General features: G+C 61.2%; 20 protein-coding genes. All 20 read right to left on the bottom strand.

The features are described from left to right. Nucleotides 1-133: 133 nt before the first annotated feature. The gene (locus QFZ30_RS04510) at nucleotides 134-1,162 is read right to left on the bottom strand and encodes a P1 family peptidase (RefSeq protein WP_307073872.1); all 1,029 of its coding nucleotides are present in this window, start codon (nucleotides 1,160-1,162) and stop codon (nucleotides 134-136) included. 108 nt (nucleotides 1,163-1,270) lie between these two features. Then, the gene (gene map / locus QFZ30_RS04505; protein ID WP_307073870.1) at nucleotides 1,271-2,098 is read right to left on the bottom strand and encodes a type I methionyl aminopeptidase; all 828 of its coding nucleotides are present in this window, start codon (nucleotides 2,096-2,098) and stop codon (nucleotides 1,271-1,273) included. 69 nt (nucleotides 2,099-2,167) lie between these two features. Continuing rightward, nucleotides 2,168-2,737 (bottom strand): adenylate kinase, encoded by a 570-nt coding sequence (locus QFZ30_RS04500; protein ID WP_307080038.1) that lies wholly within the window; start codon nucleotides 2,735-2,737, stop codon nucleotides 2,168-2,170. Between the two features lie 5 nt (nucleotides 2,738-2,742). Then, a complete protein-coding gene (gene secY / locus QFZ30_RS04495; RefSeq protein ID WP_307073868.1) occupies nucleotides 2,743-4,053 on the bottom strand; it encodes a preprotein translocase subunit SecY in 1,311 nt (436 codons plus the stop codon). 181 nt (nucleotides 4,054-4,234) lie between these two features. Next, nucleotides 4,235-4,726, bottom strand: coding sequence for a 50S ribosomal protein L15 (gene rplO / locus QFZ30_RS04490; protein WP_307073866.1), 492 nt, complete (start codon nucleotides 4,724-4,726; stop codon nucleotides 4,235-4,237). Then, a complete protein-coding gene (rpmD, locus tag QFZ30_RS04485; protein WP_028269574.1) occupies nucleotides 4,727-4,933 on the bottom strand; it encodes a 50S ribosomal protein L30 in 207 nt (68 codons plus the stop codon). It lies immediately after the preceding gene. A gap of 3 nt (nucleotides 4,934-4,936) precedes the next feature. Beyond that, nucleotides 4,937-5,665, bottom strand: a complete 729-nt coding sequence (gene rpsE, locus QFZ30_RS04480) for a 30S ribosomal protein S5 (protein ID WP_307073863.1) — start codon at nucleotides 5,663-5,665, stop codon at nucleotides 4,937-4,939. Beyond that, nucleotides 5,662-6,045: a 50S ribosomal protein L18 gene (gene rplR, locus QFZ30_RS04475; RefSeq protein ID WP_066293270.1), complete on the bottom strand. Its 384-nt coding sequence runs from the start codon at nucleotides 6,043-6,045 to the stop codon at nucleotides 5,662-5,664. Before rplR ends, rpsE begins: the two co-directional genes overlap by 4 nt. A 2-nt stretch (nucleotides 6,046-6,047) precedes the next feature. Beyond that, nucleotides 6,048-6,584, bottom strand: a complete 537-nt coding sequence (gene rplF / locus QFZ30_RS04470) for a 50S ribosomal protein L6 (RefSeq protein ID WP_307073861.1) — start codon at nucleotides 6,582-6,584, stop codon at nucleotides 6,048-6,050. Nucleotides 6,585-6,602: 18 nt separating this feature from the next. Further along, a complete protein-coding gene (gene rpsH / locus QFZ30_RS04465) occupies nucleotides 6,603-7,001 on the bottom strand; it encodes a 30S ribosomal protein S8 (RefSeq protein WP_018773673.1) in 399 nt (132 codons plus the stop codon). Nucleotides 7,002-7,094: 93 nt separating this feature from the next. Next, nucleotides 7,095-7,676, bottom strand: a complete 582-nt coding sequence (gene rplE, locus QFZ30_RS04460) for a 50S ribosomal protein L5 (protein WP_307073859.1) — start codon at nucleotides 7,674-7,676, stop codon at nucleotides 7,095-7,097. After that, nucleotides 7,676-8,035, bottom strand: coding sequence for a 50S ribosomal protein L24 (rplX, locus tag QFZ30_RS04455; RefSeq protein WP_307073857.1), 360 nt, complete (start codon nucleotides 8,033-8,035; stop codon nucleotides 7,676-7,678). The genes rplE and rplX overlap by 1 nt, the downstream gene beginning before the upstream one ends. A gap of 3 nt (nucleotides 8,036-8,038) precedes the next feature. Further along, on the bottom strand, nucleotides 8,039-8,407 hold the full coding sequence (gene rplN, locus QFZ30_RS04450; protein WP_024366126.1) for a 50S ribosomal protein L14: 369 nt from the start codon (nucleotides 8,405-8,407) through the stop codon (nucleotides 8,039-8,041). A 487-nt stretch (nucleotides 8,408-8,894) separates the two neighbouring features. Continuing rightward, complete coding sequence (rpsQ, locus tag QFZ30_RS04445) at nucleotides 8,895-9,206, bottom strand: 30S ribosomal protein S17 (protein ID WP_307073855.1); 312 nt, start codon at nucleotides 9,204-9,206, stop codon at nucleotides 8,895-8,897. Continuing rightward, nucleotides 9,203-9,532 carry a 50S ribosomal protein L29 gene (gene rpmC, locus QFZ30_RS04440; protein ID WP_307073853.1) on the bottom strand — a complete coding sequence of 110 codons (330 nt, stop codon included), beginning with the start codon at nucleotides 9,530-9,532 and terminating at the stop codon, nucleotides 9,203-9,205. Before rpmC ends, rpsQ begins: the two co-directional genes overlap by 4 nt. A 2-nt stretch (nucleotides 9,533-9,534) precedes the next feature. Next, on the bottom strand, nucleotides 9,535-9,951 hold the full coding sequence (gene rplP, locus QFZ30_RS04435; protein ID WP_013601829.1) for a 50S ribosomal protein L16: 417 nt from the start codon (nucleotides 9,949-9,951) through the stop codon (nucleotides 9,535-9,537). Beyond that, the gene (rpsC, locus tag QFZ30_RS04430) at nucleotides 9,952-10,785 is read right to left on the bottom strand and encodes a 30S ribosomal protein S3 (protein ID WP_307073851.1); all 834 of its coding nucleotides are present in this window, start codon (nucleotides 10,783-10,785) and stop codon (nucleotides 9,952-9,954) included. After that, the gene (gene rplV, locus QFZ30_RS04425; RefSeq protein ID WP_003803798.1) at nucleotides 10,786-11,151 is read right to left on the bottom strand and encodes a 50S ribosomal protein L22; all 366 of its coding nucleotides are present in this window, start codon (nucleotides 11,149-11,151) and stop codon (nucleotides 10,786-10,788) included. It abuts the gene before it with no gap. A gap of 38 nt (nucleotides 11,152-11,189) precedes the next feature. Then, on the bottom strand, nucleotides 11,190-11,471 hold the full coding sequence (gene rpsS, locus QFZ30_RS04420) for a 30S ribosomal protein S19 (RefSeq protein ID WP_003803803.1): 282 nt from the start codon (nucleotides 11,469-11,471) through the stop codon (nucleotides 11,190-11,192). Between the two features lie 12 nt (nucleotides 11,472-11,483). Further along, nucleotides 11,484-12,323, bottom strand: coding sequence for a 50S ribosomal protein L2 (rplB, locus tag QFZ30_RS04415; RefSeq protein ID WP_307073850.1), 840 nt, complete (start codon nucleotides 12,321-12,323; stop codon nucleotides 11,484-11,486). Nucleotides 12,324-12,328: the final 5 nt, after the last annotated feature.

Here is a 12,328-nt window from a genome sequence, read left to right as displayed (position 1 = left end):
TTGCACCGGGCATGACTACAGACGTATTTTGATTGATTGATTGTCACCAACCGGACCGCAAATAGGCGTGGCAGGGCAGACAACCAACAAACAACACTACGCCACTTTGGCGTGAATGTTAAATCCAGCCATGTTAGCGCAATGTGTCCCCGTATGCACCATATTCGCCCGCCGGAGTTGTGATCGCCTCCGCATTGGAGACACCGTCGAGGATGGCCAGGCGCACGACGTCGGCTGCCGCACTCTGCAAAGTAATAAGACCCATCTGCCGGGCAGCTTCGGTACTGCGGTCCAGCTTGATCCCGCCTGTAGCCAGGCAGAAAACGGTATCCCCGTCCGCCAGGGTATGGGACGGGTTCAAAGCCCTGGCAATCCCGGCATGCGCAGCAGACGCCGTCCGCTTACACTCGGCCACATCGAGGACGGCATTCGTCGCAACTACTACCAGCGTCGTATTGAGAGCTTGTGGCTCCGGCGCTGCCGGGGCTGCAACCCTCGGCGTGCTCGCTCGTTCCTCGCTTAGACGCACGCTGCCGGGTCCCAACCCCGTCTGCTCGGTCCCAGTGTCACCACCCACATCATTCACGACGAAAGGCAGACCCAGCGCATTCACCACGGCCAGCGCCCCGACAACCACGCCGTTATCCAGCGTGACCGAGGCGGTACCCACTCCCCCTTTGAACTGGCGGCGTCCAATGAGCGCCCCGGTGCCGGCTCCTACGTTGCCGCGTCCGACGTCGTGCCCTTCCTTCTCGGCAGCGGCGGCAGCGGCTGCCGCGTAGCCCATGCCGGCGTCGGGACGGGCGGCGAAGTCGCCGCCGCGGCCAAGGTCAAAGATGGCGGCGGCGGGGACGATGGGCACAACGCCACCGGAGATCGCGAAGCCCCGGCCGTTCTCCTCGCACCATTGCTGGGCGCCGTGTGCTGTGACCAGGCCGTAAGCGCTGCCGCCTGTCAGGACCACCGCATCAACGGCTGACGTCAGCGTGGTGGGATCCAAAGCGTCGGTCTCATGCGTTCCCGGACCACCGCCACGGACGTCCACGGAGCCAACCGTTCCCGGCGGCGGCAGGACCACGGTCACACCGCTCAGCCAACCGCCGCCGGACTTTTGCGCATGGCCGACCAGGATTCCCGGCACGTCAGTAATCTTGGAAGTCATGGCCCCATTCTGCCCTCCAAAAGTCCTGAGGACGCGGAAAATCCCTGGGGACACCCGAATTTCAGTGTCCCCAGGGATTTTGCGTGTCCTTGGGAAAAAACGCGTGTCCTAGGGGATGGGAACGGGGACGACGCCGAGCGGCACCAGGTGCGCGGCTCCGCCGTCGGGGGCGGACAGCACCCAGATGCCCTTCTCGTGCACCGCCACCGAATGCTCCCACTGGCACGAGCGCTGTCCGTCCGTGGTCACCACGGTCCAGTCATCGTCCAGGACGGCGGTCTCGATGCTGCCGCGGACCAGCATGGGCTCAATCGCAAGGCACAGGCCGGGCCGCAGCTTGGGCCCGCGGTGACTGGTGCGGTAGTTGAGCACGTCCGGCGGCATGTGCATCTCCGAGCCGATACCGTGGCCGACATAGTCTTCCAGGATGCCAAGCGGCTTGCCCGGCACCGAGGACACGTAGTCATCGATGGCCGCGCCGATATCGCCCACGTGGCTTCCGGTGGCCGTCGCCGCAATGCCGCGCCACATCGCCGCCTGCGTAACGTCGGACAGTCGTTGGTCTTCGGGATCGGCCACGCCCACGATCACGGTGCGGGCCGAGTCGGAGTGCCAGCCGTCCACAATCGCGCCGCCGTCGATCGAGATGATGTCGCCGTCGTTGAGGACACGGCCGCTGGGGATGCCGTGGACAACCTCCTCGTTGACGGAGGTGCAGATGGTGGCCGGGAAGCCGTGGTAGCCCAGGAAGTTCGACTTGGCGCCTGCCTCGTTGAGCACTGCGGCAAACACGTCATCCAGGTGCTTGGTGGTGACACCCGGAACGGCCGCGGCCACTGCAGCGTCCAACGCACGGCTCAGGACAAGGCCTGCCTCGTGCATGGTGCGCAGCTGGGCATTTGTTTTGTATTCGATACGGGGCTGGCCGAAAGCCATGCTGTGTCCTCTCAATGGCTGAGGCTCCTCCCGGATGCCGGGAGGAGCCTCGGATAACTCTTGCCTGGATCAGGCTGCCTGTGCTGCCTTAATGGCCTGCATCACGCGGTTGGTGACCTCGTCGATGCCGCCGATGCCGTCCACCTGGGTCAGGATGCCGCGCTCGGCGTACTTGGCCACGACGGCCTCGGTCTGCTCGTGGTAGAGGTCCAGCCGGTGGCGGATGACGGCTTCGTTGTCGTCGCTCCGGCCCGTTTCCTTGGCACGGCCGAGGAGACGGGTCACCAGCTCCTCGTCGTCGGCCGTCAGCTGCAGGACGACGTCGAGCTTCTGCTCACCGTCCGCCAGAATCTGGTCCAGGTAGTCAACCTGCGCAGTGGTGCGCGGGTAGCCGTCCAGCAGGAAGCCGTCCTCGACGTCGGCCTCGCTGAGCCGGTCCCGCACCATTTTGTTGGTCACGCTGTCCGGAACGAAATCTCCGTTGTCCATGTACTTCTTGGCTTCGATGCCAAGCGGCGTCTCGCCCTTCACATTGGCGCGGAAAATGTCACCAGTGGAGATCGCAACAACGCCGAGGCGCTCCGAAATGCGTTCCGCCTGCGTTCCTTTTCCCGAACCCGGAGGTCCAATAATCAACATTCTCGTCATCGCAAAAGCCCTTCGTAGTGACGTTGCTGTAGTTGCGCGTCTATTTGTTTGACGGTCTCAAGCCCAACGCCCACCATGATCAGGATCGAGGTGCCACCGAACGGGAAGTTCTGGTTCGCGTTAATCAGTACCAGTGCCACCAGCGGAATCAGCGCCACAAAGCCCAGGTAGAGGGCGCCGGGCAGGGTGATCCGGGAGAGCACGTACTGGAGGTAGTCCGCCGTCGGCTTGCCGGCACGGATACCTGGGATGAAGCCGCCGTACTTCTTCATGTTGTCCGAGACCTCTTCAGGGTTGAAGGTGATCGCGACATAGAAGTAGGTGAAAAATACAATCATGGCGAAGTAGAGCGCCATGTAGATCGGGTGGTCACCGCGGGTCAGGTTGTTGTTGATCCACTCCACCCAAGGCTGCAGCTGCTCGCCGGGTTTGGGCTGGTTGAACTGTGAGATCAGGCCCGGCAGATAAAGCATGGACGAAGCGAAGATCACGGGGATCACGCCTGCCATGTTCACCTTGATGGGGATGTAGGTGCTGGTGCCGCCCACAGTGCGGCGGCCGATCATCCGCTTGGCGTACTGCACCGGGACCCGGCGCTGCGACTGCTCCACAAAGACCACCAGGGCAACGGTCACCAGGCCGATGGCCAGCACCATAAAGAAGGTCCCGGGGCCCTGGGAGGACCAGATGGCTCCAAGGGAGGTGGGGAACGTTGCAGCGATCGAGGTGAAGATGAGCAGCGACATCCCGTTGCCCACACCCTTTTCGGTGACGAGCTCGCCCATCCACATGATCAGGCCGGTACCAGCCGTCAGTGTGATGATAAGCAGGATCGTGGTGATAACAGTGTTATCCGGAATGATTGGAAGGTTGCAGCCCGGGAGCAGCTGTCCTGAACGTGCCAGCGACACCAACGTCGTGGCGTTCAGCAGGCCCAGCGCGATGGTGAGGTACCGGGTGTACTGGGTCAGCTTGGACTGCCCGGACGCACCCTCCTCGTAGAGCTGCTGGAACCGGGGAATAACCACCCGGAGCAGCTGCACAATGATGCTGGCCGTGATGTACGGCATGATGCCCAGGGCGAAGATGGACACCTGGAGCAATGCACCGCCACTGAACAGGTTGACGAGCTGGTAAAGCCCGCCTGCGGTCTGACCGTTCTGCAAGCATTGCTGGACATTCTGGTAGTTCACACCAGGCGAGGGAATGAAGGCACCCAAGCGGAAGATTGTGATGATTGCCAGCGTGAACAACAACTTGCGTCGCAGATCAGGCGTGCGAAAGGCCCGGCCAAATGCGCTAAGCAAGCGTCCTCCTGTGTTGTAAATATGAGTGGTGTGATGGGTCTCAATAATCCCAACAACCGAGTCTAACGGGTCTATGCGCGATGCGAACAATCCGCAGGTCCCGCCCATGAAAAACTCCCGGTACGCCGGACCCTGAGGCCCCGCATACCGGGAGTTTACAACGGGCATTAGCCCACCGGCTCTAGAGAGCGGTGGTGCTTCCGCCTGCTGCAGCAATCTTTTCAGCGGCGCTGGCCGAGAATGCGTGGGCGGTGACGTCAACCTTGACGGTGATGTCGCCGGTGCCAAGCACCTTGACGGGCTGGTTCTTGCGAACGGCACCCTTTTCGACCAGGTTCTCCACGGTGACTGCGCCACCTTCCGGGAACAGCTCGTTGAGCTTGTCCAGGTTTACAACCTGGAACTCAACCCGGAACGGGTTCTTGAAGCCGCGCAGCTTCGGGAGGCGCATGTGCAGCGGCAGCTGGCCGCCGGCAAAGCCAGCCTTGATCTGGTAGCGGGCCTTCGTACCCTTGGTACCGCGACCGGCGGTCTTACCCTTGGAACCTTCACCACGACCCACACGGGTCTTGGCGGTCTTGGCACCCGGGGCAGGACGCAGGTGGTGAACCTTCAGGGCGTTCTGCTTCTCAGCGGCGCTCTGTGCCTTTTCGGCGGTCTTCTTCTCTGCCATTTACTTCGCCTCCTCTACCTTTACCAGGTGCGGAACCGTGTTGAGCATTCCAACGGTCACGGCGTCGGCGGTGCGGACAACGGTGTGTCCGATCCGCTTCAGGCCGAGGGACCGAAGGGTGTCGCGCTGGTTCTGCTTGCCGCCAATGGCGGACTTGATCTGAGTGATCTCCAACTGAGTGTCGGAGGGAATCAGGTTCTTAGCCATGGCTTAGACACCCGCCTTCTGGTTCAGGAGAGCCTTTACCATTGCCGGCGGAGCAACCTCGTCCAGCGGCAGGCCGCGGCGTGCTGCCACTGCTGCCGGCTCTTCGAGCTGCTTCAGCGCCGCAACCGTCGCGTGGACGATGTTGATGGCGTTGGAGGAGCCCAGCGACTTGGAGAGGATGTCGTGGATGCCCACGCACTCCAAGATGGCGCGGACCGGACCACCGGCAATAACACCGGTACCGGCGGAAGCCGGACGCAGCATTACGACGCCGGCAGCAGCCTCACCCTGAACGCGGTGCGGGATGGTGTTGCCAATGCGGGGAACGCGGAAGAAGGACTTCTTAGCTTCCTCAACGCCCTTCGCGATTGCGGCAGGAACTTCCTTAGCCTTGCCGTAGCCAACGCCGACCATACCGTTGCCGTCACCAACGACGACCAGGGCGGTGAAGCTGAAGCGACGACCACCCTTGACCACCTTGGAAACACGGTTGATGGTGACAACGCGCTCAATGAACTGGCTCTTCTCAGCTTCGCGGCCACCATCGCGGCCGCCACGGCCACCACGGTCTCCGCGGCCCTGGCCCTTGTCGCCACGCTCGCCACGACGAGCGCCACCACGGCGGTCATCGGCAGCAGCGGGGGCAGTGGTCTCAGTGGCCGGAGCAGCTACGGCTTCAGTCGCCTTCTGATCTGCAGACACAGTGTCCTTTTCCTTGTTTGCTTCCGTCACAGTGACAGCCCACCTTCACGTGCACCGTCAGCGACGGCGGCGATCCGGCCGTGGTACTTGTTACCACCGCGGTCAAAGACAACGGCTTCGACACCGGCAGCCTTCGCACGCTCGGCAACCAGCTCGCCAACGCGCTTGGCCTTGGCAGTCTTGTCACCGTCGAATGCACGAAGATCGGCTTCCAGTGTGGACGCGCTCGCTACGGTCAGGCCCTTGGTGTCATCGACAACCTGGACGAATACGTGGCGTGCGGAACGGTTGACGACCAGACGAGGACGTACAGCCGTACCGGAGATGCGCTTGCGGATACGAAGCTGGCGGCGGCTGCGCGAAGCAGATTTGCTCTTGTTCGTACGCTTCTTATTAATTGAGATGGCCATGGTTACTTACCAGCCTTTCCGACCTTGCGGCGGATGACTTCGCCGGCGTAACGGATGCCCTTGCCCTTATAGGGGTCCGGCTTCCGCAGCTTGCGAATGTTGGCAGCAACCTCGCCGACCTGCTGCTTGTTGATACCTGAAACAGAGAGCTTGGTCGGGGTCTCAACTGCAAAGGTGATGCCGTCCGGTGCGGAGACGCTTACCGGGTGGCTGTAGCCGAGAGCGAACTCAAGGTCAGATCCCTTGGCCTGAACGCGGTAACCAGTACCAACGATTTCAAGCTTCTTCTCGTAGCCCTTGGTAACGCCCTCGATCATGTTGGAGATCAGAGTGCGGGTCAGGCCGTGGAGTGAACGGGAGGCGCGCTCGTCGTTCGGGCGGGCGACAGTCAGGGTCTCTGCTTCCAGGGAAACCTCGATCGGGCTGGCCACAGTGTGGTTCAGCTCGCCTTTGGCACCCTTGACGCTGACGACAGAGCCGTCAACCTTGACCTCAACGCCGGCCGGAACGGTGATGGGGAGACGTCCAATACGTGACATTATTCTCTTCCTTTCCCGTTACCAGACGTAGGCGAGGACTTCGCCGCCCACGCCCTTCTTGCCGGCTTGCTTGTCAGTCAACAGGCCGGAAGAGGTGGACAGGATTGCGACACCCAGGCCACCGAGCACGTGCGGCAGGTTGGTGGACTTCGCGTAAACGCGCAGTCCCGGCTTGGAAATACGACGAACACCAGCGATGGAACGCTCGCGGTTCGGACCGAACTTAAGCTCAAGGGTCAGCTTCTTGCCAACCTCAGCGTCTTCTTCTTTCCAGGAGGCGATGTAACCTTCGGCCTTCAGGATGTCGGCAACGCGTGCCTTGAGCTTGCTGTACGGCATGGTCACGGAATCGTGGTATGCCGAGTTTGCATTGCGCAGACGCGTAAGCATGTCTGCGACAGGATCTGTCATTGTCATGTTGGGCTCTTGCCCTTCCTCATAACGGTTTCCTCGACGCCGCTTCTGCAGTTACCTGCAAAGTTGCTTCGAAGGACCTTTTACGTAGTTAGATTAGTCTTCGGCCTTGAACGGGAAACCAAGCGCCTTCAGCAGCGCACGGCCTTCGTCATCGGTCTTGGCAGTGGTGACAACCGTGATGTCCATGCCGCGAGTGCGGTCGATGGAATCCTGGTCGATTTCGTGGAACATAACCTGCTCGGTCAGACCGAAGGTGTAGTTGCCGTTGCCGTCGAACTGCTTGCCGCTGAGGCCGCGGAAGTCGCGGATACGGGGCAGAGCCAGCGTGACCAGGCGGTCCAGGAATTCCCACATGCGGTCCCCACGCAAGGTTGCGTGGGCGCCGATGGGCATGCCTTCGCGCAGCTTGAACTGTGCGATCGACTTGCGGGCCTTGGTTACCTGCGGCTTCTGGCCGGTGATCAGGGTCAGATCGCGGACAGCGCCGTCGATCAGCTTGGAGTCCTTGGCGGCATCTCCAACACCCATGTTCACAACGACCTTCACCAGGCGGGGAACCTGGTTGACGTTCTCGTACTTGAATTCCTCAATGAGCGTGCTCTTGATGGAATCGGCGTACTTGGTCTTCAGACGAGGAACGATCTTCGTTGCCGGAGTCTCGAGAGTCTCAGTCATTAGATGTCCTTCCCGGAGCTCTTGGCCACGCGTACGCGCACTTCACGCTTCACGCCATCGCGCTCAACGGTCTCGGTGCGGAAACCGACGCGGGTGGGCTTCTTGGTGGACGGGTCAACCAGAGCCACGTTGGAGATGTGGATCGAAGCCTCAACAACCTCGATGCCACCGGTCTTGGTGCCGCGCTGCGACTGACCGACCTTGGTGTGCTTGGTTACGCGGTTAATGCCTTCAACCAACACGCGGTTGGTGTCCGGGAATACGCGCAGAACCTTGCCCTGCTTGCCTCGGTCGCCGCCGCGCTCAGCCTTGGCGCCAGTGATGACCTGAACGAGGTCACCCTTTTTGATCTTAGCCATGGACTAGAGCACCTCCGGAGCCAGAGAAACGATCTTCATGAACTTCTTGTCACGGAGTTCACGACCAACCGGTCCGAAGATACGGGTACCGCGGGGGTCACCGTCTGCCTTCAGGATCACAGCTGCGTTCTCGTCAAACTTGATGTAGGAACCATCCGCACGGCGGCGTTCCTTCTTGGTACGGACGATGACTGCCTTGACAACATCACCCTTCTTTACGTTGCCGCCCGGGATTGCGTCCTTGACGGTAGCGACGATGACGTCGCCAATGCCTGCGTAGCGACGGCCAGATCCACCGAGAACGCGAATGGTAAGGATTTCCTTAGCACCCGTGTTGTCGGCGACCTTGAGTCGCGACTCCTGCTGAATCACTATTTACTCCTTGCGTCGCGCTGGTTCTCAGACCGAAAATCTTCCTACGGAATGAGCCTTGCGGAACGGTTGATCGGGGTGTCTCTTGACCTGCCTGGATTTTGCCAGACCAGGCCTAAACGCCCGTGCCAAAAACATTTGCTTCCCAGGCCGATCCAGACGGTGCTGGAGCGCGAGGGGGCACTATGCCGTGGCACGATTGTTTACGAGGTAGATGACAGCGCACGAACGGCGCCATACAAACTCAATATCCTAGCACAGTTCGGCCCAGCCCCCATATCACAAAGTCGGCGCTCCCCCCGCAAAACCAGGCCGCCGCCGTCGTCCGTTCCACAACAGCGCGAACTGGCAGCTAATGACCTCTCACGGCGAATTTGAGGGTATTTGCTGCCAGTTCGCGTCAGCTGCCCCGGAAACGCGGAAACCCCCGCTCCCAAAGGGAACAGGGGTTTCCGGCGCAGTGCCCCGGAAGGCGATGCTGCAGGTGTTATTTGGCCTTCTCGAGGATCTCCACAAGCCGCCAGTTCTTGGTGGCGGACAGCGGGCGGGTCTCAGCGATGACAACGAGGTCGCCGATGCCGGCGGTGTTCTCTTCGTCGTGTGCCTTGACCTTCGAGGTGCGGCGGATGACCTTGCCGTACAGAGCGTGCTTCACGCGGTCTTCAACCTGGACAACGATGGTTTTTTCCATCTTGTCAGAGACCACGTAGCCGCGACGCGTCTTACGGTAACCGCGCTGCTCAGCCGTAGCTTCCGCAGCAGAAACAGTTTCCGTCACGTTCTCGTCCTTTTCACTCACTTGGCGTCCTCCTCGGTCTCAACCGTTTCAGCCTTCTCGGCCTTTTTGGTTGTTGACTTCTTGGACTTCTTTTCTTCCTTGGCTTCCACAACCGGTGCGGCAACCTCGGCACGAATGCCCAGTTCGCGCTCACGGAGAACGGTGTAGATGCGTGCGATGTCCTTCTTTACCGCGCGCAGACGACCGTGGTTCTCCAGCTGACCGGTGGCGGACTGGAAACGCAGGTTGAACAGCTCTTCCTTAGCCTTACGGAGTTCTTCAACGAGGCGCTCGTTGTCGAACGTGTCCAGCTGTGCGGATGCAAGTTCCTTGGATCCTACTGCCATTTCTATTCACCACCTTCGCGACGCAAAATGCGTGCCTTCAACGGGAGCTTGTGGATTGCCAGGCGCAGTGCCTCGCGAGCTACCGATTCTTCGACGCCGGAGATCTCAAAGAGAACCCGGCCCGGCTTGACGTTAGCGACCCACCATTCCGGCGAACCCTTACCGGAACCCATGCGGGTTTCGGCAGGCTTCTTCGTGAGGGGACGGTCCGGGTAGATGTTGATCCAGACCTTACCGCCACGCTTGATGTGGCGGGTCATCGCGATACGTGCAGACTCGATCTGACGGTTGGTTACGTATGCCGGGCTCAGAGCCTGGATGCCGTACTCACCGAAGGAGACCTTGGTGCCGCCCGTGGCAGCGCCGGAACGACCCGGGTGGTGCTGCTTACGGTGCTTGACTCGACGTGGGATAAGCATTTAAGCCTGTCCTCCTTCTACTGCAGCAGGTGCAGCCTCAACAGCCGGAGCTTCGGCAGCAGGAGCTGCTTCGGCGGCCGGACGGTCGGGACGACGGCGGCGGTCACCACGGTCAGCGCCACCCGGGCGGCCCGGACGGTCACTGGCGCCGCGGCCACGGGACGGAGCAGCAGCTGCCTGCTGAGCCAGTTCCTTGGCAGTGACGTCACCCTTGTAGATCCAGACCTTCACGCCGATGCGGCCGAAGGTGGTCTTGGCCTCGTAGAAGCCATAGTCGATGTTCGCGCGGAGGGTGTGCAGGGGCACACGGCCTTCGCGGTAGAACTCCGAGCGGGACATTTCAGCGCCGCCCAGTCGACCGGAGCAGGCGATACGGATGCCCTTGGCACCTGCACGCTGTGCGGACTGCATGGCCTTCTTCATCGCACGGCGGAACGCCACGCGGGAAGTCAGCTGCTCAGCAACGCCCTGGGCAACAAGCTGTGCTTCCATCTCGGGGTTCTTGACCTCGAGGATGTTCAGCTGGACCTGCTTGCCCGTAAGCTTTTCGAGCTCGCCGCGGATGCGGTCTGCTTCTGCTCCGCGGCGGCCGATAACGATGCCGGGACGTGCCGTGTGGATATCCACGCGTACACGGTCACGGGTGCGCTCGATCTCAACCTTGGCGATACCGGCGCGCTCCATGCCAACAGACATGAGCTGGCGGATACGGATGTCTTCGCGAACGAAGTCCTTGTACCGCTGTCCGGCCTTGGTGCTGTCAGCGAACCAGTGCGATACGTGATCGGTGGTGATGCCGAGTCGGAACCCGTGCGGGTTTACTTTCTGTCCCACTTAGCGAGCCTCCTCTTTCTCCGGGGTAGCGACTACCACGGTGATGTGGCTGGTGCGCTTCTTGATCTGAAATGCACGACCCTGGGCACGCGGCTGGAACCGCTTCATGGTCGGGCCTTCATCAACAAACGCTTCGCTGATGATGAGGTCACCTTCGTCAAACGCCACGCCGTCGCGGTCCGCGAGGACCCGGGCGTTGGAGATTGCCGACTGAACTACCTTGAATACCGGCTCTGAAGCTGCCTGTGGGGCAAACTTCAGAATTGCCAGAGCCTCATTCGCTTGCTTACCACGAACAAGGTTGACGACGCGCCGGGCCTTCATAGGCGTTACGCGGATGTGACGCGCAATTGCCTTGGCTTCCATTGCTTTCCTTCTCTCGTCTTTGACGTAAGTGCAGGCGCCTAGCGGCGCTTGCCCTTACGGTCGTCCTTGACATGGCCGCGGAATGTCCGCGTGGGAGCGAATTCGCCGAGCTTGTGCCCGACCATCGACTCGGTGACAAACACCGGAATGTGCTTGCGTCCGTCGTGAACGGCGATCGTGTGCCCGAGCATGTCGGGGATGATCATCGAACGGCGTGACCAGGTCTTGATGACGTTCTTGGTGCCCTTTTCGTTTTCCCTGGCTACCTTTACAAAGAGGTGCTGGTCAACGAAAGGACCTTTTTTCAGGCTGCGTGGCATGTGTCCAGGCTCCTATCGCTTGTTCTTGCCAGTACGACGGCGACGAACAATAAGCTTGTCGCTCTCTTTGTTGGGTCGGCGGGTGCGGCCTTCCCGCTTACCGTTCGGGTTGACGGGGTGACGTCCACCGGACGTCTTACCCTCGCCACCACCGTGCGGGTGGTCAACCGGGTTCATCGCGACACCACGGACGGTCGGGCGGACGCCCTTCCAGCGCATGCGGCCGGCCTTACCCCAGTTGATATTGGACTGCTCGGCGTTGCCGACCTCGCCGACGGTTGCGCGGCAGCGCACGTCAACGTTGCGGATTTCGCCAGAAGGCAGACGCAGCTGGGCGAAACGGCCTTCCTTGGCTACGAGCTGGATCGATGCGCCGGCGGAGCGGCCCATCTTGGCGCCGCCGCCCGGACGCAGTTCAACTGCGTGGACAACGGTACCTACCGGGATGTTGCGCAGGGGCAGGTTGTTGCCAGGCTTGATGTCAGCGTTGGCACCTGCCTCTACGAAGTCACCCTGGGACAGCTTGTTCGGGGCGATGATGTAACGCTTGGTGCCATCAACGTAGTGCAGGAGGGCGATGCGAGCCGTGCGGTTCGGATCGTACTCAATTTCGGCAACGCGGGCGTCAACGCCGTCTTTGTCGTGGCGACGGAAGTCGATCAGACGGTACTGGCGCTTGTGTCCACCACCCTTGTGACGGGTTGTGATCTTACCGGAGTTGTTACGGCCGCCCTTTTTGGGCAGCGGACGTACCAACGACTTTTCCGGCGTCGACCGCGTGATTTCGGTGAAGTCCGCTACGCTCGAGCCACGACGGCCCGGGGTAGTCGGCTTGTACTTACGGATTCCCATGATTT

Source organism: Arthrobacter pascens, from assembly GCF_030815585.1.
GTDB classification, from domain to species: domain Bacteria; phylum Actinomycetota; class Actinomycetes; order Actinomycetales; family Micrococcaceae; genus Arthrobacter; species Arthrobacter pascens_A.
This window is presented reverse-complemented; position numbering and strand designations above follow the sequence as displayed.